General features: G+C 72.3%; 17 protein-coding genes. 10 read left to right on the top strand and 7 right to left on the bottom strand.

What is annotated here, in order from left to right:
* Positions 1-125: 125 nt before the first annotated feature.
* Genes ACIA8K_RS36340 through ACIA8K_RS36330 form a run of 3 tightly spaced genes read left to right on the top strand, consistent with a single transcriptional unit; the run spans position 126 to position 3,047 of the window.
* Positions 126-1,211, top strand: coding sequence for a radical SAM protein (locus tag ACIA8K_RS36340; protein ID WP_396067804.1), 1,086 nt, complete (start codon positions 126-128; stop codon positions 1,209-1,211).
* Between the two features lie 13 nt (positions 1,212-1,224).
* The gene (locus ACIA8K_RS36335) at positions 1,225-2,343 is read left to right on the top strand and encodes a serine/threonine protein kinase (protein WP_396067802.1); all 1,119 of its coding nucleotides are present in this window, start codon (positions 1,225-1,227) and stop codon (positions 2,341-2,343) included.
* Positions 2,344-2,354: 11 nt separating this feature from the next.
* Positions 2,355-3,047, top strand: a complete 693-nt coding sequence (locus ACIA8K_RS36330) for an HAD family hydrolase (protein ID WP_396067800.1) — start codon at positions 2,355-2,357, stop codon at positions 3,045-3,047.
* Here ACIA8K_RS36330 and ACIA8K_RS36325 read toward each other — a convergent pair.
* Complete coding sequence (locus ACIA8K_RS36325) at positions 3,037-4,395, bottom strand: N,N-dimethylformamidase beta subunit family domain-containing protein (RefSeq protein ID WP_396067798.1); 1,359 nt, start codon at positions 4,393-4,395, stop codon at positions 3,037-3,039. The genes ACIA8K_RS36330 and ACIA8K_RS36325 overlap by 11 nt on opposite strands.
* 32 nt (positions 4,396-4,427) lie before the next feature.
* Between ACIA8K_RS36325 and ACIA8K_RS36320 the strand changes: the two genes are divergently transcribed.
* Genes ACIA8K_RS36320 through ACIA8K_RS36300 form a run of 5 tightly spaced genes read left to right on the top strand, consistent with a single transcriptional unit; the run spans position 4,428 to position 10,933 of the window.
* On the top strand, positions 4,428-5,270 hold the full coding sequence (locus ACIA8K_RS36320; protein ID WP_396067796.1) for a class I SAM-dependent methyltransferase: 843 nt from the start codon (positions 4,428-4,430) through the stop codon (positions 5,268-5,270).
* A gap of 20 nt (positions 5,271-5,290) precedes the next feature.
* Positions 5,291-6,052 (top strand): glycosyltransferase family A protein, encoded by a 762-nt coding sequence (locus ACIA8K_RS36315; protein WP_396067794.1) that lies wholly within the window; start codon positions 5,291-5,293, stop codon positions 6,050-6,052.
* The gene (locus ACIA8K_RS36310) at positions 6,049-6,789 is read left to right on the top strand and encodes a GNAT family N-acetyltransferase (protein WP_396067792.1); all 741 of its coding nucleotides are present in this window, start codon (positions 6,049-6,051) and stop codon (positions 6,787-6,789) included. The genes ACIA8K_RS36315 and ACIA8K_RS36310 overlap by 4 nt, the downstream gene beginning before the upstream one ends.
* Entirely contained in the window at positions 6,786-8,849 is a 2,064-nt protein-coding gene (locus ACIA8K_RS36305) for an NAD-dependent epimerase/dehydratase family protein (protein WP_396067790.1), read from the top strand. The genes ACIA8K_RS36310 and ACIA8K_RS36305 overlap by 4 nt, the downstream gene beginning before the upstream one ends.
* The gene (locus tag ACIA8K_RS36300; protein WP_396067788.1) at positions 8,846-10,933 is read left to right on the top strand and encodes a hypothetical protein; all 2,088 of its coding nucleotides are present in this window, start codon (positions 8,846-8,848) and stop codon (positions 10,931-10,933) included. The genes ACIA8K_RS36305 and ACIA8K_RS36300 overlap by 4 nt, the downstream gene beginning before the upstream one ends.
* Here ACIA8K_RS36300 and ACIA8K_RS36295 read toward each other — a convergent pair.
* The 6 genes from ACIA8K_RS36295 to ACIA8K_RS36270 all read right to left on the bottom strand — a co-directional run bounded on the left by ACIA8K_RS36295 (position 10,873) and on the right by ACIA8K_RS36270 (position 16,010).
* Entirely contained in the window at positions 10,873-11,841 is a 969-nt protein-coding gene (locus ACIA8K_RS36295) for a hypothetical protein (protein WP_396067786.1), read from the bottom strand. The genes ACIA8K_RS36300 and ACIA8K_RS36295 overlap by 61 nt on opposite strands.
* Positions 11,838-12,692, bottom strand: coding sequence for a glycosyltransferase (locus ACIA8K_RS36290; RefSeq protein ID WP_396067784.1), 855 nt, complete (start codon positions 12,690-12,692; stop codon positions 11,838-11,840). Before ACIA8K_RS36290 ends, ACIA8K_RS36295 begins: the two co-directional genes overlap by 4 nt.
* Positions 12,693-12,719: 27 nt before the next feature.
* The gene (locus tag ACIA8K_RS36285; protein ID WP_396067782.1) at positions 12,720-13,022 is read right to left on the bottom strand and encodes a cold-shock protein; all 303 of its coding nucleotides are present in this window, start codon (positions 13,020-13,022) and stop codon (positions 12,720-12,722) included.
* A 4-nt stretch (positions 13,023-13,026) separates the two neighbouring features.
* Positions 13,027-13,914, bottom strand: a complete 888-nt coding sequence (locus ACIA8K_RS36280) for an aldo/keto reductase (RefSeq protein ID WP_396067780.1) — start codon at positions 13,912-13,914, stop codon at positions 13,027-13,029.
* Positions 13,915-13,972: 58 nt separating this feature from the next.
* A complete protein-coding gene (locus ACIA8K_RS36275; protein WP_396067778.1) occupies positions 13,973-14,710 on the bottom strand; it encodes a S1 family peptidase in 738 nt (245 codons plus the stop codon).
* Between the two features lie 109 nt (positions 14,711-14,819).
* Positions 14,820-16,010: an MFS transporter gene (locus ACIA8K_RS36270; protein WP_396067776.1), complete on the bottom strand. Its 1,191-nt coding sequence runs from the start codon at positions 16,008-16,010 to the stop codon at positions 14,820-14,822.
* Positions 16,011-16,080: 70 nt separating this feature from the next.
* On the opposite strand from ACIA8K_RS36270, the gene ACIA8K_RS36265 reads away from it, so the two are divergent.
* Positions 16,081-16,665: a TetR/AcrR family transcriptional regulator gene (locus ACIA8K_RS36265; protein WP_396067774.1), complete on the top strand. Its 585-nt coding sequence runs from the start codon at positions 16,081-16,083 to the stop codon at positions 16,663-16,665.
* 202 nt (positions 16,666-16,867) lie between these two features.
* Positions 16,868-17,374 carry a SigE family RNA polymerase sigma factor gene (locus tag ACIA8K_RS36260; protein ID WP_396067842.1) on the top strand — a complete coding sequence of 169 codons (507 nt, stop codon included), beginning with the start codon at positions 16,868-16,870 and terminating at the stop codon, positions 17,372-17,374.

Below are 17,374 nucleotides of genomic sequence, written 5' to 3'. Positions count from 1 at the left end.
TTCCCGCGCTGCTTAATTGCACGCAATTTACCGTCGATACAGCTATCGTCAGGGAAAGTCAACCTATCGAATAGCCCCGATGCGCTTATATAGTGAGCCCTACGTCGGCGAGGGGTGGGTTCATCGTGACCATTGATCGGATGGACCTGACCGGGAAGCTCTACCAACCCGGTCTCTACTCATCGGTGGTGCACGTGGCCAGCGGAAACAGGTCTGACAACCCGCTCGTCGTCGACCTCGACCCGACGACTTTCTGTGATCTCGCCTGCCCGGAATGCATAAGTGGAAAATTGCTTAATCAGGGCAGATTCACGCCGGAAAGACTCTCCGAACTTGCCGGTGAATTGGTGGAGATGGGCGTCCGCGCGGTCATTCTGATCGGTGGGGGCGAACCGCTGGCCCACCGCGGCACCCGCCACGTGATCGAGACGCTCGGCGCGGCCGGCGTGCGAATCGGCGTGGTCACCAACGGCACGATGATCGACCACAATCTGGACGCGCTTGCGGCGTACGCGTCCTGGGTGCGCGTCTCGGTCGACGCGGCCACCCCCGAGACGTTCCGGTCGGTCCGCCCCGACCGCAAGGGCGGCAGCGCCTTCGACCGCGTCATCGCGAACATGCGGGGCCTGGCGCGGGTGAAGACCGGCGCGCTCGGCTACTCATTCCTGGTCGTGGCGCGGCGGGCGGCGGACGGCACGATCGAGGGCAACCACCGCGAGGTGTTCGAGGCCGCGCGGCTGGCCCGGGACATCGGCTGTGACTACTTCGAGGTGAAGGCGCTCTTCGACGAGGGCCACCACATCGTCGGCCTCGGCGATGAGGTGCTGGGCAGCGTGAGCGAGCAGATCGAGAAGGCGCGGGCCGTGATCGACGTGGTCAACTCGTCCACGATGGACTCGGTGCGGCGCCACGACGGGCCCGTGCAGCCGAAGTCGTACCACCGCTGTGGCATCACGGAGTTGCGCACGCTTGTCACGCCGTCCGGCGTCTACGTCTGTCCGTACCACCGAGGCAACCCGGCCGCACGGCTCGGCGACGCGGTCACCGAGCCGCTGCCGGAGATCTGGCGCCGCTCCGATCGCGGCATCGTCGACCCGTCCCGGGACTGCGCATTCCACTGCGCCCGGCACGGCTCCAACCTGGAGCTGGGCGAGATTGCGGCAGGCCGGGGCCGCGCGGTCCTCCCGGAAGACCACGACCTCTTTCTCTGAGAACGGAGACAGCATGAAGGTCAACTCCTGGAACGGCTGGGACCCGCTCCGGCACGTGCTGGTCGGGCGCGCGGACGGCACCATGGTCCAGGCACCGGAGCCGGCCGTGCGGCGCGACTTCCCGGAGGACGGCTACCCGCTCGGCACCTACGGCCCGATGCCCGCGGACATGACCGCAGCGGCGAACGAGGAGCTGGACGCGTTCGCCGGGATGCTTGAAAAACGCGGCATCCGCGTCTCCCGGCCCACCCCTATCGACTTCGCGCAGACCGTGACCACGCCGGACTGGGAGCACCCGACCATGTTCGGCTGCATGCCGCCACGCGACGTGCTGATCACGGTCGGCACGGAGATCCTCGAGGCGACCATGTCGTACCGCAGCCGCTGGTTCGAATATCTCGCCTACCGCCCGGTGCTGCAGGAGCTGTACGACAACGACCCGGACATGCGCTGGGAGGCCGCGCCCAAGCCCCGGCTCACCGACGCGAGCTTCACGCCCGGGTTCTGGGACGAGTACGGCATGATCACCAACCCGGAGCGGCTGGCCCGCGTCGCCGTCAACGACCTGGTGCTCACCGAGGAGGAGCCGCTGTTCGACGCGGCCGACATCGCCCGCTTCGGCAAGGACCTGTTCGTGCAGCTGTCCCTGGTCACCAACCGCAAGGGGGCGGACTGGCTGCGCCGGCACTTCCCGGACCATCGGGTGCACGCGGTCACGTTCACCAACACGTACCCGCTGCACATCGACGCGACCTGGGTGCCGCTGCGCCCCGGCCTGGTGATGCATGCCGGCCAGCAGCTCGCCGAGCCGGAACTGGTGAAGTACTTCGAGGTCAACGACTGGCAGGTGATCGAGGCGGTGCAGCCGGCCAGCTGGCGGCACGTGCCCCGGCTGTCGTTCTGCAGCCCGTGGCTGGCCGTCAACATCCTCAACCTCGACCGGAACACGCTCTGCGTCGAGGCCGAGGAGAAACGCCTGGCTGACCAGCTCGTCGGGCTCGGCTTCGAGGTGGTGCCGGTGCCGTTCCGCGCGGTCGGCCCGTTCGGCGGCGGCCTGCACTGCGCCACTGTCGACATCCACCGCGACGGGGTGCTGGAGGACTATTTCCCGCGCCGCTGCGGCCGGTTCTGATGCTGCGCGGCGTGGTCTTCGACTTCAACGGCACGCTTGCTGAGCTGGTCGCCACCGGCCGCCCGCACCGCGACGTGTTCACCGCGCACGGACTGGCACACCTGGGCCGGCTCTGGGGCGAGGCCTGGGATCACGCGCCCACGGACGGCGAGCGGCACGAGACCGCATCGCGCACGGCCGGGGCGTACCACCGCTGGGAAGTTGATCGTCTGCGCGCCCGCGCGATGCGCCTCGGCGTGCCCGCGGACCGCGCGGACGCGCTCGCCGCCGACCTGGACCGGGAGACGAAGGCGATAACCATGCGTGGGTACGACGACGCGGGCCCCACCATCGCCGCGCTGGGGAAGCTCGGCCTGCGGCTCGCGGTGTGCTCCAACTGGTACTGGGATCTGGACGCCGCGCTGACCCGGTCGGGCCTGGACACCGGCGCCTTCGCGGTCACTGTCACGTCCGCGCGGGCCGGCATGCGCAAGCCCGACCCGCGCATCTACCGGATCACGCTCGCCGCCTGCGGACTCGCACCGGAGGAGACGCTGTTCGTCGGCGACATGTGGATGCCGGACGTGGCGGGGCCGCGCGCAATCGGCATGCGCGCGGCCCATCTCCACAGGTCCACCGCTCCCCGGGAATCGCTTGCCCCGGGGATCTGGCGGATCGGCGGGCTCGGTGAGGTCGTCCCGCTCGCGGAGGAACTCAGGTGCTGAGCCGGTCAAGCACGTTTCGCGTGACCTGCTCCACGGCCGGGTCGGCGCCGCTCGCTGTCACCACCGGCCAGTCCGTCGTCGCTGCCGTGAACACGGTGCCGTTGCCGCGCGTGTGCACGCCCATGGTGGCGGCGCGCGGCCCGTCAGTCTCCCGGCCGGTGCAGTTCCAATGACCGGCGCGGAGGTGGTGGAAGTCGTTGTGGACCGGGGACAGTTCCGCGATGCCCAGGATGGCGAAGGTGACCGGAGTGCCGTCCGCGCCGGTCGGGCGCGCGATGCCGTGCCCGTCGCGGACGAACGCGGCGCCGTCGCACTCGTACCCGATGAGCGGTGTTCCGGCCCCCAGCCGATCGCCGTCACGCAGGCCGGTGCCGGTGAAGATCCAGTGGTCCGCGTGCTGCACAGTGAAGCCGTCGCGCGGCCGATCGCCGGGCCAGGCACCCGGCCACATACCGCCGTTGCGGAAGCTGACGCCGGTCAGCGCGTTCTCCGGCGCGATCTCCCACCACAGGTCGGTGGCGGGCAGATGGGGATAGTCGTCGCCGGCCCGGTGGTCCGTGTCGGCGACGAACGCGGTGCCGCCGTCCACCACCCGCACCCGCCACCAGCAGGTGTTCGCGCTGAGGAACGCGACACTGCCACCGCCGTCCACAAAAGACTCCACGTGGGTACGCATCCGCGCGCTCCAGTACTCGTCGTGCCCGACGCTCAGCAGCAACCGGTACGCCGTCAGCAGCCCCGGATCCTCGTCCAGGTCCAGATCCGTGCAGCAGTCGACCCGGTAGCCGTTGCGCTCCAGCCAGGCCAGGAACGGCGCGTCCCACCACGAGAGGTCGTCGATCCCGCCCGGCCGCCGGAAACTCACCCGGTGCCCCTGCCCCGGCACGTAGACCGGATCCTCGTAGAGGCTGGCGCCGTCCGTGCGGTGGTAGGCGTGCCGGGTGAAGCTCGACTTCTTGTAGAGGATCCGCGCGCCGGGCTCACGCGGCCGGACCACCAGGTACTCCCGCCCCGGCCCTTTGAGCCGCCGCGGGTCGTAGAACGAGCCGTCCGTGGACGTCACGAAGAACGCGACATAGATGCCCGGCTCCCAGGTGTCCGGCAGCGTGAACGCGTGACCCGGCCAGTTCCAGTCCACCGACGGGTCCGACCGCCCGGGCAGGCCGTCCGGGTGCGGCGGCCGGGGCGCGACCCCGCCCGGGAACCAGGGAGTGCTGCCCGCGTACCGCACGGTCCGCCCGATCCGGAAGAAGTCCGCGCGGAAACGCGGCGCCTCAGTCGACACGTGAAGCGTCACGTCGCCGCCCGCGACCACGCTCTCCCGGCCGAAGTATCCATCGATGCCCATCACCAACTCATACCACCGGAAGGAGACCGTCCATGCCGCACCGAGCGCGGATGCGCGAACTGATGATGGGAATCGAAGGCCTGGCGCTGCTGCGAACCGCGATCGACGCCGACGACGCGTTCGTGGACGCCCGGGTCGCCGAGATGCGCCGCCTCGCCGACCCGGACACCCGCGGCCTGCCCGGCGGCAAGGAACTCACCGAACTCGATGCGTCAGACGGCTACGCGGCCTGGGCCGGCCGCTACGACTCGCTTCCGAACTTCATCATCGCGGTCGAGGAACCGGCCGTCTTCGCGCTGACCGCCGCACTGCCGCCCGGCCGTGCGCTGGACGCCGCCTGCGGCACCGGCCGGCACGCCGTGCACCTCGCCGCGCTCGGCCACGACGTCACAGGCATCGACCAGTCGCCGGAGATGCTCGAGCGCGCGGCCGGCAAGGTCCCCGGCGCCCACTTCGAGACCGGCGTGCTTGAGAAACTGCCGCTGCCGGACGCCGCATTCGACCTGGTCGTGTGCGCGCTCGCGCTCAGCCACCTGCCGTCGCTCGGTCCCGCGGTCAGCGAGCTGCGCCGCGTGCTCGCCCCCGGCGGCCGGCTGATCATCACGGACATCCACCCGGTGATCGCACTGCTGCACGGGCAGGCCATGTTCAAGCACCCGTCCGGCGGGCTCGCGTTCGTCCGCAACCACGTGCACTGGACCGGCGACTACCTGGCCGCGTTCCGCGCACACGGGCTCGAGGTGTTGTCCTGCCAGGAGCCGCTGTTCGCCGGGCCGTTCCCGCCCGGCGGGTACGAGGAGCGCATCCCGGACGCCGCGCGCGCGGCCTGGCAGGGCACACCGTCCGCGATCATCTGGTCCCTGGCCCCGCGGTGACGCCATCGGTGAGCTGCCTGATGGTGACCCGCGACCGGCCCCTGCTCGCCGACCGCGCCATCAGGTGCTTCGCGGCCCAGACCCACCCGGCCCGCGAACTCGTCATCGTGTCCCAGGGCGGCCGCGAATACGTGGCCCGGCTGCGCGCGTCGCTTCAGGCGCACGGCGTCCACGACGCGGTGCTTGTCACCGCGGACCCGGACCTGCGCCTCGGCGAGCTGCGCAACCTGTCGGTGGACGCGGCCGCCGGCGACCTGCTCTGCATCTGGGACGACGACGACCTCAGCCACCCCGACCGGCTGACCGCGCAGATCGCCGGCCTGCACGAGCGCCGCTGCCACACCTCGTTCCTCAGCGAGCACCTGCAGCTCTTCGCCGACAGCGGCGAACTGCACTGGATCGACTGGCACCGGCCGCCCGAAGCCGCCTACCCGCTGCTGCCCGCCACCATGCTCACCACCCGCGATCCGGCGTTCCGCTACCCGGAGCACGGCCGCTACGCGCACCTCGGAGAGGACTGGGCGATGCTGATCGAGCTGCATCGGCAGGTTCCCGTACACCACCTGGCCGGGCAGCCGCAGCTGTACGTGTACACGTACCACGGCCGCAACGTCTTCTCCGGTGACCACCACGGCCGCATGCGCATCCGGTCCCGTCCCCGTGGCGACCTGCTCGCGGACGAGCCGCGGATCCGGGACGCGGTAGCAGCGCTCGGCCTGCACCCGCCGATCACGGTCACCGGCTGTGACGGCGACGCGTTCACGATCGAGCACACCGGATGAGCGTGGTCACCCATGCGGACCGGCCCGAACTGTGGGAGCGGATCCCCACGCTGTTCGCCGGCGTCTGGCCCGAGTACAACCTGCACGGCGACCTGATGGCCGGCTACTGGAAACGCCTGCACCACGTGTTCGGGCGCTATCAACTCGCGTTGACCGGGCCGGACGACGACGTGCTCGCCACCGCGCGCGCCCTCCCGATCCCGTGGGACGGCACCCCGGCCGGACTCGGCACCGGCCTCGACGCCGCGATCCAGGCCGGCTTCGTCTGCTGGGAGAACGGTGGCACCCCGGACGCGCTCTGCGCCCTCGGCATCGAGGTCGCGCCCCGGTACCGGCGCCGCGGACTCGCCACGGTCATGCTGTCCGCGCTTCGCGACACCGCCCGCGCAGCAGGCTTCCGGCACGTCGTCGTCCCGGTCCGCCCGACCTGGAAGGACCGCTACCCTCTCACCCCCATCCACAGGTACGCGGCCTGGACCACCCCGGCCGGCGAACCCTTCGACCCGTGGATCCGCACGCACCTCACCTGCGGCGGGCGGCTCTCCGCGCCGGCGCCGCGCTCGTCCCTGATTACCGGCACGGTACGAGACTGGGAGACCTGGACCGAGATGAGCTTCCCCGAGACCGGCGACTACGTGTTCCCGTACGGCCAGGCCACCGTGCACATCGACCGCGAGAGCGACCGCGGCACGTACTGGGAGCCGAACATCTGGGTCGTCCACGAGGTGCCGGCGTGAGCGCGCCACGGCTGGGCATTGTCGGCTGCGGCGCGGTCGTCGAGCAGTGCCACCTGCCGGCGCTGCTCTCCGCGCCCGGCCTGTTCACGGTGACCGCGCTTGCCGACCGCGATCCGGACCGGCTGGGCCTGCTCGCCGCGCACTTCCCGGGTGCGCGCGCTGTGCCGGACGTGTCCGCGCTGGACCCCGGTGAACTGGACGCCGTGCTGATCGCGACCGGGCCCGGCTCGCACGCGGCAATCGCGTCCCAGCTGGCCTCGGCCGGGATCCCGGTGTTGCTGGAGAAGCCGGTCGCGACCACGCCCGGGGAGTGCACCTCGCTTTCCGCCGCGGCCGGCCGCACGCTCGTGGTCCCGGCGCTGGTCCGCCGCTACTACCCAGCCACGCCGTGGGTCGCGCGCGTGCTGGCGTCCGGGCGGCTGGGGCGGGTGCGCCGGGTCCGGTGGCGGGAGGGCGGGCCGTACGCGTGGCCGCTCGCCACGCCGTTCACCTTCGCGCCCGGTCCCGGCGGGGGAGTGCTCGCCGACCTGGGACCGCACGTCCTCGATCTGCTCTCGGTCTGGCTCGGGTCCGCGGGCGAGTTGGTGTCCTGTGTGGACAACGCGCAGGGCGGTGCCGACTCCGAGGCGGTGCTCAGCCTCCGGTACGGCGACGTCTCCGCGGAGGTGACGCTGAGCCGGCTGCGGACGCTCGATGACCAGGTCAGTATCGAGGGGACGGCGGCCACGCTGACTGTCGGCACGGTGCGGGCGGCGGCCTACACGCTGCACGCGGCGGACGGCACGCTCCTCGAGTCCGGCCCGATCCCGTCCCACGACCCGGCCCTGCTGACCCGCGCGGGCCTCTTCCACCACCAGCTCTCCCGCTTCGCCACAGCGGTCCGCGGAGACTCTGCGGTCCGCGGAGACTCTGCGGTCCGCGGAGACTCTGCGGTCCATGACGGCGCGGTTCTCCATGACGGCGCTGCAGTTCAGCTCGCGTCCTCGCGCATGGCGACGCTCGCCGATGCCGTCTCTGTGGTCGCGCTGCTCGCGCAGTGCCGGGAGCGGGCCACCCACGCCCTAATCCGCCCCTGGCGGCCTGCCGCGCTTCCACCTGCCGCGCCCCGGCCCTCCGGCGGCCTCGACGGCCTCCGGATCGCCGTCACCGGCGCGAACGGCTTCATCGGCGCCCAGGTCACCGAACACCTGCTGGACGCGGGCGCCCGCGAGGTCACCGCGATCGTCCGCACCCACGCCGGTCGCGCCCGGCTCGCCCACCGTGCCCCCGGCCGCCTCCGCCTGATCACCGCTGACGTGCGCGACGAGCCCGCGCTCCGCGACGCGTTCGACGGCTGCGACGTCGTGGTCCACGCGGCCTACGGCAGCCGTGGCGAGTACCCGGACCGCTACGCCGTCACCGTCGACGGCACCGCCGCCGTGCTGACCGCTGCCACGAAGGCCGGTCTCCGCCGCCTGGTGCACCTGAGCAGCATGGCCGTCTACCGCACCGGCGCCCACTCACTGCTCGACGAGACCGCGCCGCTCCTCGACCCGGTGCCCGGCGATCACTCCTACGCAGCCCAGAAAGCCGCCGCCGACCGCCTGCTGCGGGACCGCTTCGGCACACAGCCCGAGGTCGTGTTCCTGCAGCCGTCCGCGGTCTACGGCCCGGCCGGTCCGAACTGGACGGTCAAGCCGCTGCGTCGCCTCCGGGAGGACAACGCCGCCCTGCCCGGAGGTGGTGGCGGCGTCTGCGATGTCGTGCACGTCCACGATGTGGCCCGCGCGATCGCGTTCCTCACCACCGCGGACGTACCGGCCAACGCCCGTTTCCTGCTCACCGGCCCCGAGCCGGCCACCTGGGGCGACTATTACGACAGGTACCGCGACCTCCTCCACCTGCCCCGCCTGCACCTGCCCGACAGCGCGAGCTGGCCGGACCGCGAACGCGAGTTCCACGGCCGCCGCGTCCGCGTCGACGCCACCCGGCTCGCCGACGCCGGCTTCCGCCCGCACCTGACGCTTGACGAGGGCATGGCCTCGGTCGCGGCCTGGGCCCGCTGGGCCGGGCTCGCATGACACGCCCGCTCGCGCGCGGCCCGTTCCGGCTGAGCGGCTCCGTGCTGACCCACCCGGCACGAGGCGACGCGGCGCTCCGGGTGGCCGCGCAGGCGCCGCCCGGCCTGCTGCGCGTGGTCACCGACCCGGAACCGGGCGGCCCGCCGACAGCGCTCCGGACCGCGCTCGCCGCCTGGGGTTCGGTCCCGGTGACAAGCACCCACCACCTCGTGCTCCAGGACGACATGCTGCTCGCCGGCCACGCGCTCGACCGCGTGCTGGACGCGATCGAGGCCGCGCCGGACGCCGCGCTCGCGCTCTTCGCGATCTGGGACTCCCGCAACGGCGCCGCCGTGCGCGCCGGCGTTCTGCGCGGCGACACCTGGGTCCGGGCGGCCGGTGAGTACACGCCGTGCGCCGCGCTCGTCCTGCCACGTCAGGTCGCGCTCGGCTTCGCGGCCTGGGTGCGCCGGCACGGCCCCGGCGGCTGGCCCGACGACATCCTGATGCAGCGCCACCTGCGCGCGTCCGGCGTCCGCTGCCTGATCGCCGCCCCGAACCTGGCCGAGCACCTGGACGGCCCCAGCATCGCCGGAAACGCCTGGCGCGGTCCGCGCCGGTCCGCCTGCTTCCTCCCGTCCGCGCCGGCCACTCCACCGCGGATCGCCGACACGCCACCCGCCCTTATCCCGTTCTTCAAGAACGGTGTGGCCCAGTGCGTCGAGCGCACCCCCGGCGGCGGTTGGCTGCACCTCGACACCGAGGCCCGCCTCCGCCTCCGCGGCGTCCCCGAGGACGCCCTGTCCCCACCGCCCGTCCCCGGCCTCGCCCCGGCCACCGCGCGCGGCGTCTGGCTCACCGGCGTCGCGCTCGGCCTCCTGAACCGCGAAAACCCAGATCAAGCCCCAAATCCCGCCACGGTACGCCGTGCAGCGCCACAGTCCGGCCCACCCGATCCCATCGAACCGGCGGTCCGCAGTCCCGAGTTCCGGGACGCTGCTGCCGGGCACGCGAGCCGTGATGCCGGCCCCGGAGCCCGCGCTGTCGCACATGCGTCACGTGGTCAGTCGCCTTCGACTCTCGATACGAGCCCGCCCAGCGAGACCGACGCGGCAACCCGCGAGACCGGGTCCGCGGCCCACGGCCCGGAGACAGTGGCTCGCGGTGCTGTGATGGAGACGCGTGGTGCTGTGGCGGAGACGCGTGGTGCTGTGGCGGAGACGCGTGGTGCCGTGGCGGAGACGCGTGGTGCTGTGGTCGAGACCAGCAGCGCTGTGGCGAACACCCACGGTGTGGCGAACACCCACGGTGTGGTGACCGCTCCTGCGCCGCGCCGTGTCCGGGCGGCGCGGAATGCGAGTCCGGGCGAGCCCGCGCGAACCCGCCTTCCCGCCGCGGTGAATCCAGCCGCCGTCGTGGAGGCGTTGCGGACGATCGGGCCTGGCGGTGCGAGCCAGCTGCCCGGGGAACAAGCGTCGGAGCGGAACCTGATGCGGATGGCGGACCTCGCCTGCCGGGCGGTCGACGCCGGTCGTGCTGCCGTGCTGAGGCCGGTCGTGCCGCTGCGCCGCATCGCGCTGCGGCCGGGTGGGGGCGCGCTGACCGCGCACGTCGCCGCCCGCCTGGCCGAGTTGGGTGCGACGGTCACGATCGCGGACGGGGGCGCCGATCCGCGGTCACTTCTCGCGTCCGCGGGCGGGCGCGGAACGGCCGGTCACCTGTACGGGCCTGGCGCCGATGCCGGGGACGCGATCGGAGCGATGGTGTGGGCGGCGCTGCAGTCGCGCCCGATCGTGCTCACCGACGGGTCGCCGTCGTTCGTCCTGCCGGTCCACGTGCGGGAACTCGCCGCCGCGATCGTGGACGGCGGTCCGGTGGCGGCGCGCACGGCGTACCCACTGATGGCCTTTGCCCTGATCGTGTCGCAGGTGGTGCGGCCGGTGCCGGTCGAGGACCGCCGGACGAGCCCGGACCTGTCGGACGAGATCGTTGTGGAGCAGGCGGATCTGCGGTTCCGGCTGCATCAGCATGCGCAGTGGCTGGCCTATGAGGGTGGGCATGGGGACGGGGTGAGTACGGCGGCCGGGGAGCCGTCCGCACGGTAGGCGGCGCGCAACGCGTCCGCGGCCGCATCGAGGTCTGGCGTGCGGCAGATGCCGACGAGCGCGCCACCACCGCCGGCGCCACTCACCTTCAGGGGCAGGCCGGCGGCGTCGGCGGCCAGCGCGCGCAGGCGTTCCAGGCGGGGCGTGGACATCCGCTGGAGGTTGCGCATGGCCCGGTGTGCCTCGGCCATCGCGTCGTGCAGACCGGGCAGATCGCCGGCGGTGAGGGCCGACCAGACCGCGGCCGAGGACGCGTCGCATCGACGCTGATAGGCGAGGAGCGCGGGGTCGCGGGCCGACTGCTGCGCGCGGACCTGGCGGATGTGGTCCGGTGTGGACTTGGGGTCGCGCGAGTCGACCAGGATGACGGACCACCCCGCCGGGAATGCGGTGTGGCCGATCAGATCCGGCAGGCCGGTCGTGCGGCCGGCGAAGAACGTGGCGCCGCTCCTGTCGATCGCCAGCTGGTCCATGCCGCCGCCGTTGCAGAAGGCGAACTCGAACTCGTAGGCCCAGCGCACCCGCTCGGCCCGGCCGGAGTCGGGCGCGAACGCGTCGAACAGCGCGAGGATCATCGCGGTCGACGAGGAGAGGCCGCTCGCGGCGGGAGCACGCCCGGTGACCGCGACCGGCGGTGGTGCATCGGGGAGACCGTCGCGGCGCTCGCGCAGGAACGCCCAGATCTCTTCGGCCCAGCGAGGCTGTTTCGCGGTCGTGACCTGCGGAGAGACCCGGGTCGGCAGATCGAGTGCCAGGCAGACGGACCGCCCGCCGAGCCAGTCCAGATCCTCGCCGGACAGGCACGCGCGAACCGGCCTCGACGAGCCGAGCACCGGGCCGGCCGCCGGACCGGGAGACGCACCGGGTGCCGGGCCGGGTGACGAGCCCGGCGACGTGCTGTGCCTCACGGGCACCACACCCGATGTGCCACGCTGCCGCGCAGTCGCCCGATCCGCCAGCCGGCCTCGCAAACCCAGCGCCCGGCCCGGTCCCGGTCCGCGAGCGCGTGCGCGCCGGCCAGGATCGTCAGCCACTCGCGTGCCGCCTCCCGCGTGCTGTTGACGGTGAGGCCGTGCGCGCGGAAGTCCCGGTAGACGCGGGCGTCGGCCCGTCCGTACCCCATCTGCTGGGTGAAGAGCGGCCGCAGGCCGTGCCGGAGCCGGTAGTGCACGACCGCCCCCGGCGCGAACGCGATGCTGTGGCCGGCGAGTTGGGCGCGCAGGCACAGCTCGACGTCGTCGCCGCCCCCGCCGGTCCAGCTCTCGTCGAATCCGCCGAGCGCGCGCAGGACCCCGGCGCGGACCGCCATGCTGGCGCCGGTTGCGTAGGGCAGCCAGCCCATGATGCGCGGCAGCCGGTCCGGCGGGTTGGCCGGGCGGGAGTCGCGGGTCCGCGCGCTGTTCAGCGGCTCAGGATCGAGGTAGCCGCCGGCGATGTCCGCGTCGGCGGCGCAGAGCGCGGTGAGCCAGCCCGGGGTGGCCGCGTCGTCGGCGTCGCAGAACGCGATCAGATCGCCGGTTGCGTGTCGTGCGCCGGCGTTCCGTGCGCCGTTGATGCCGGGCGTCTCGTGCCGGACAACCCGCAGCGCGGGCAGCCGGTCGGCCCAGTCGCGGACCACGCCAGCGGTGTCGTCGGCCGAGCCGTTGTCCACGACGACGACCTCCCAGTCGCCGGGGAAGTCCTGCCGGGCCAGGGCCGCCAGCTGCACGGGCAGCAGGTGCGCGGCGTTGCGGGCCGGAATGATCACTGTCGCGTCCACAACGCATAGACTATCGTCAAATTAGCCTTACGGCGTGGCCGGTTCGTCGAAGGACAGCGTGAGCGTGCTTGAGTACGCGCCGCCGCCCACGGCCGGTGCGCGGCCGGTCGGAGTCGCACCGGCGGGCTGGAGGCGGACGGCACGGTACGGATAGCCGTCCTGGCCGGGCGACTCGAATTCGAGTTCCACGGCTTGACCCGGGGTGAAGGACGCGACGCCGGGTACGGCTGCGCTGCTGAAGTGGGCCCAGCAGCCGCCGGGCGTGGCGGGGGAGTCGATGACGCCCCAGCCCTCGTCGGCGTTCCAGGAGCGGATGACGGCGGCGACCATGATGTCAGTCCTCGATCGTGGAGGGCGGGGTGCCGAGCGCGTCAAGCGCGGGCCAGAGCGCGTCCGGGATGTCGGTCGTGCGCATGGTGTCGAGGTCGGCGATCCGGGAGACCCGGTTGACGCCGACGATCGTGGAGTCGATGTCCGCGTTGCGGAGTGAGAAGTGAAGCGCGGCCGTGGGAAGCGTGATGCCGAACTCGGCGCAGACCGCGCGGGCACGCTCGGTCCAGCCGAGCAGGGCGGCCGGGGCCTCGCGGTAGGCGTAGCGGGTGTCGCGGCCGGCGAGCAGGCCACCGCCGAACGGCGCGGCGTTGAAGACGCCCATGCCGCGGGCGACGGCCTCGGCGATCAGCGGCTCCGCGCGGCGGTCGACGAGCGTGTACCTGTTGTGGGTGAGCAGCACGTCGAACGCGCCGCTTGTCACGTAGCGGGTCATCAGCGCGATCTCACCGGCCGCGATGCCGATCGCGTCGACCAGGCCCTGCTCCTTGAGTTCCCGCATGCCCTGCACGGCGCCGCCGGGGGCGAACGCCTCCTCGACAGTGATTGTGTACGGGTCGTGCAGGTGCAGCAGCGGCAGACGGGTGACGCCGAGCCGCGTGGTGCTCTCCTCGAACGAGCGCCACACCCGGTCCCTGTCGAAGCGGCCGGTGGACGGGTCCGCGTCGGCCTTGGTCACGATGGTCTTGCCCGGTGGCAGTTCGACGCGGCCGAGCGCGGTCTCGCTGCGGCCGTCCGCGTAGTTGTTCGAGGTGTCGATCATCAGGGACGGGCCGGTGACAAGCGCGTGGGCGAGCGCGGCGGACTCGGGCGCGGGCGAGCCGTCCGGCGCGGCCGGATTGCCGAGGAACGACGTGCCGAGGCTGACGGGACTGACGGGGAAACCGATCATGGCCCCATCATGCCCGCAGGACCGGCGATGATCACCGGTCCTGCGGGAACGGAGGTGGTCAGGAGGGGAGCCCGCCGACCTGGGTGTTGACCCAGGCGCGGATCGAGGGCAGGTCGCCGTAGATGGACGGGGCGGTGGCGCAGGTGGAGCTGTTGTTGCCGGCCCGGCTGGTGACACCGATCAGCTCCCAGCGGCCGCCGACGTTGCGGACCTGGGGACCACCGGAGTCGCCGTAGCAGGCACCGGCGTTGCCGTTCGTGTTGTTCGTGCAGATCTCGTACGCGGCGTCGATGCCGGAGCATCTGCTGTCCGCGACGATCGAGGTGTCCAGCTCGTTGGCGACGGCGGGCGTGGAGCCGCAGCCACGGGTGGGGCAGGTCTGGCCCCAGCCGATGATGCGGGTCGCGGTGCCTGTCGCACCGGACGCGGTGGGGATGGGTGCGGGCGCGTAGGAGACCGCGGAGCCGAGCTGCAGCAGCTTGACGTCGATCCGCGGGTGGGTGATCGCGCGCGTCACGGAGACGACAGTGCCGCCGCTTGTGCGGTTGACGCTTCCGACGCGTACCGATGACGGGGTGGGGCAGTGTCCGGCCGTGACGGCCCAGTTGTTCTTGATCAGCGAGCCGGTGCACCCGGACACGTAGACCATGAACGGATAGTTCTCGGTGGCGGGGCGACCGCCGACGACAAGGATGCCGACGTCCGGCTCCGATGCGGGCGCGGCCACGGCAGCGGACGGTGCGAGCAGGCCGGCGACGACGATCGCTACGGCGGTGACGAGGCGTGAGATACGCATGGCGCCGACCCTAGGATGACAATCACAAACATCGATACATCCCAGTTGGGGCCTATCACCGGGCGATGGCCGGGCCGCAGTGCCGGTCGCCGGGCGGGAAGACGCAGGCTCAGACCCGGGCGGGCTCCGTGACCGGCACGTCCACCGATGCGCCGGGCCGAAGCGCGGGTGCGAGTACGGCGGCCAGGGCCAGGAACGCGAGGACGACGATCATCGCGCCGCGCAGTCCGTAGTGCTCGCCGAGCCAGCCAAGCGCGGGCGGGCCGACAAGGAACGCGACGTAGCCGACAGTGGCGACGAGCGAGACGCGGGCGGTCGGGTTGGGGCCGCTGTCGGCCGCGGCGGAGAGGACGACAGGGAAGCCGAGCGCGGCGCCGAGGCCCCAGAGCAGGACGGCCGTGGCGGCCACGATCGCGTTGTCGACGAAGATGACGAGGGCGAGGCCGGCGCCGCCGATCAGCGCGCTCGCGCACAGCACTGCCACCCGCCCGAAGCGGTTGATGAAGAACGTGCCGGTGAAGCGGCCGATCGTCATGGCGGCCGCGAACGCGACGTAGACGCCGGAGCCGAGCGCCGGGTCCATCCCGTGGCCGTCGACCATCATCAGTGGCAGCCAGTCGTTCGCCGCGCCCTCGGCCAGCGCCATGGCCAGCACTATCAGGCCGATCAGCGCGAGGCGCCGGTCGCGCCAGACGGCCTGGCCCTTGACGCCGACGGACGCGGGCGTGATGCCGATGCCGGCGGGGAGCTGGAAGAGGGACCACAGGACCAGCGGAAGCGTGGTCGCGCCCAGCAGTGCCAGGTGCCACGCGACAGGGAACGACGCGGCGGTCAGCGCCATCCCGCCGGCGGCGCCGAGCACGGTGCCGAGGCTGAAGCAGCCGTGCAGCACGGGCAGGACCGGGCGGCTTGTCACGCGTTCCACGTCCGCGCCCTCGATGTTCATGCCGACCTCGCCGCCGCCCATGCCGAAGCCGAACAGGAACAGCCCGGCTGCGACCAGCAGGCTCTGCGAAAGGGCGGCGCCGAGGCCGATCACCGGCATGGCCAGCACGATCGACAGCGAACCGATCGCGACGATCGGGCGGGCGCCGAACCTGCTGACGAGCGGGCCGGACGAGAGAATTCCGATCATGGAGCCGCCGGAGAGGCCGAAGAGTACGAGGCCCATCTCCGCGGTCGACGCGCCGAGCAGGTCGCGGATGTCAGGCGTGCGGGTGACCCACGACGAGAGGCCCAGTCCCACGGTCAGGAACAGGGCGAACAGGGCGGTACGGCGGCGTGACGTGGCGAGGTCCACGACGGTCCTTCCGGTTGTGCGGTGGTATGTACAAACGTACACACTTGCCGTCCGGCGGTAAACTGGCCGAATGGCCGGGACCCGGCGGGTCGCCAACGACCCGCGCCGCAAACAGCGCATCCTCGACGCCGCGCTGACCGTGATCGAGGAGCGCGGCGTCCACGCCACCACCCACCGCCGGATCGCCGAGGCCGCAGGCGTGCCGCTCGGCTCGCTGACCTACCACTTCGGCGGGCTCGAGGACATCCTGGAGCAGGCGTTCCAGCACCTGTCCGACACGATGTCCCGGCACTACCGCACGGTCCTGGCCGACGCGCCGGACACCGCTGCCGCCTGCGCGGCCGTCACGGACCTGATCTGCGGCGGCGAGTACGCGTCGCCCCGCGCGCTGACGCTGATCTACGAGATGAACGCGTACGCCGGCCATCACCCGGCCGTCGCCGAGATCGCCGCGACCTGGCTCGCCCGCAGCCATGCCAGCCTCGCGCTGCACTTCGCGGACCCGGCCTGCCGCGCGATGGACGCGCTGATCGAGGGCTGGCCGATGCACCAGGCGATGGAGCGCGCGCCGCTCGACCGCGAGATCGTGCTCGCCACCATCACCGCGATCGCTGCCCGCTTCCCGCTCCACGACGGCGCACACACGCCGAGGTGACAGGGTTTGCCGGGACGTGCCCACCCACGGGGCCGGCGGCCCGCGGGAGCACGCGGCACCCGACCACGGCGGAAGCGGGAAAATCCGCTGTGGACTGTGTGGTGTGTGCGTTGTAGATCGAGTGCAACCGGGCGGGGCCGGGTGGCGTGTTGGTGGCGAACGGCGGGGCACGCCGCGACACCACGGGGAGGGGCAGATGACCATGGTCAGCCAGGCGGCCAGGGCACTGACGGACGACACCGGACCACCCACGTTCGAGGACTTCTACGCGGCACACTTTCAGCGGCTGTCGTTGCAGCTCTTCGCCTATACGGGGGACTTCGGGCAGGCGCAGGATGTGGTGCAGGAGGCGTTCTGCCGGGCGCTGCCGCGCTGGGAGAAGGTCTCCCGGTACGACGACCCGCTGTCCTGGCTGCGCAAGGTCGCGTGGAACCTGGCGACAAGCAGGTTCCGGCGGCTGCGCGTGCAGCAGGCCCACGCGCGGCGGCAGCGGGAGGAACACGTCGACGGGCCCGGCCCTGACCGGGTCGCGCTCGCCCGCGCGCTCGCCACGCTGCCCGAGAGGCAGCGGCGCGCCGTCATCCTCTACCACCTCGCGGACCTGTCGATAGCGCAGATCGCCGAGCAGGAGGACGTCGCTGAGGGGACCGTCAAGTCCTGGCTGCATCGCGGCCGCACCGCCCTCGCCGCCCAGCTCACCGACGCCTGA

Source organism: Catenuloplanes sp. NPDC051500 (assembly GCF_044454585.1).
Lineage (GTDB): Bacteria > Actinomycetota > Actinomycetes > Mycobacteriales > Micromonosporaceae > Catenuloplanes.
This window is presented reverse-complemented; position numbering and strand designations above follow the sequence as displayed.

Bases quoted from the DNA above. Each gene is read 5' to 3' on its own strand.
- ACIA8K_RS36335 (WP_396067802.1), top strand. From the start codon at position 1,225: ATGAAGGTCAACTCCTGGAACGGCTGGGACCCGCTCCGGCACGTGCTG.
- ACIA8K_RS36275 (WP_396067778.1), bottom strand. From the start codon at position 14,710: ATGCGTATCTCACGCCTCGTCACCGCCGTAGCGATCGTCGTCGCCGGC.
- ACIA8K_RS36265 (WP_396067774.1), top strand. From the start codon at position 16,081: ATGGCCGGGACCCGGCGGGTCGCCAACGACCCGCGCCGCAAACAGCGC.
- ACIA8K_RS36280 (WP_396067780.1), bottom strand. From the start codon at position 13,914: ATGATCGGTTTCCCCGTCAGTCCCGTCAGCCTCGGCACGTCGTTCCTC.
- ACIA8K_RS36300 (WP_396067788.1), top strand. From the start codon at position 8,846: ATGACACGCCCGCTCGCGCGCGGCCCGTTCCGGCTGAGCGGCTCCGTG.
- ACIA8K_RS36260 (WP_396067842.1), top strand. From the start codon at position 16,868: ATGGTCAGCCAGGCGGCCAGGGCACTGACGGACGACACCGGACCACCC.
- ACIA8K_RS36285 (WP_396067782.1), bottom strand. From the start codon at position 13,022: ATGGTCGCCGCCGTCATCCGCTCCTGGAACGCCGACGAGGGCTGGGGC.
- ACIA8K_RS36320 (WP_396067796.1), top strand. From the start codon at position 4,428: ATGCCGCACCGAGCGCGGATGCGCGAACTGATGATGGGAATCGAAGGC.
- ACIA8K_RS36315 (WP_396067794.1), top strand. From the start codon at position 5,291: ATGGTGACCCGCGACCGGCCCCTGCTCGCCGACCGCGCCATCAGGTGC.
- ACIA8K_RS36325 (WP_396067798.1), bottom strand. From the start codon at position 4,395: ATGGGCATCGATGGATACTTCGGCCGGGAGAGCGTGGTCGCGGGCGGC.
- ACIA8K_RS36310 (WP_396067792.1), top strand. From the start codon at position 6,049: ATGAGCGTGGTCACCCATGCGGACCGGCCCGAACTGTGGGAGCGGATC.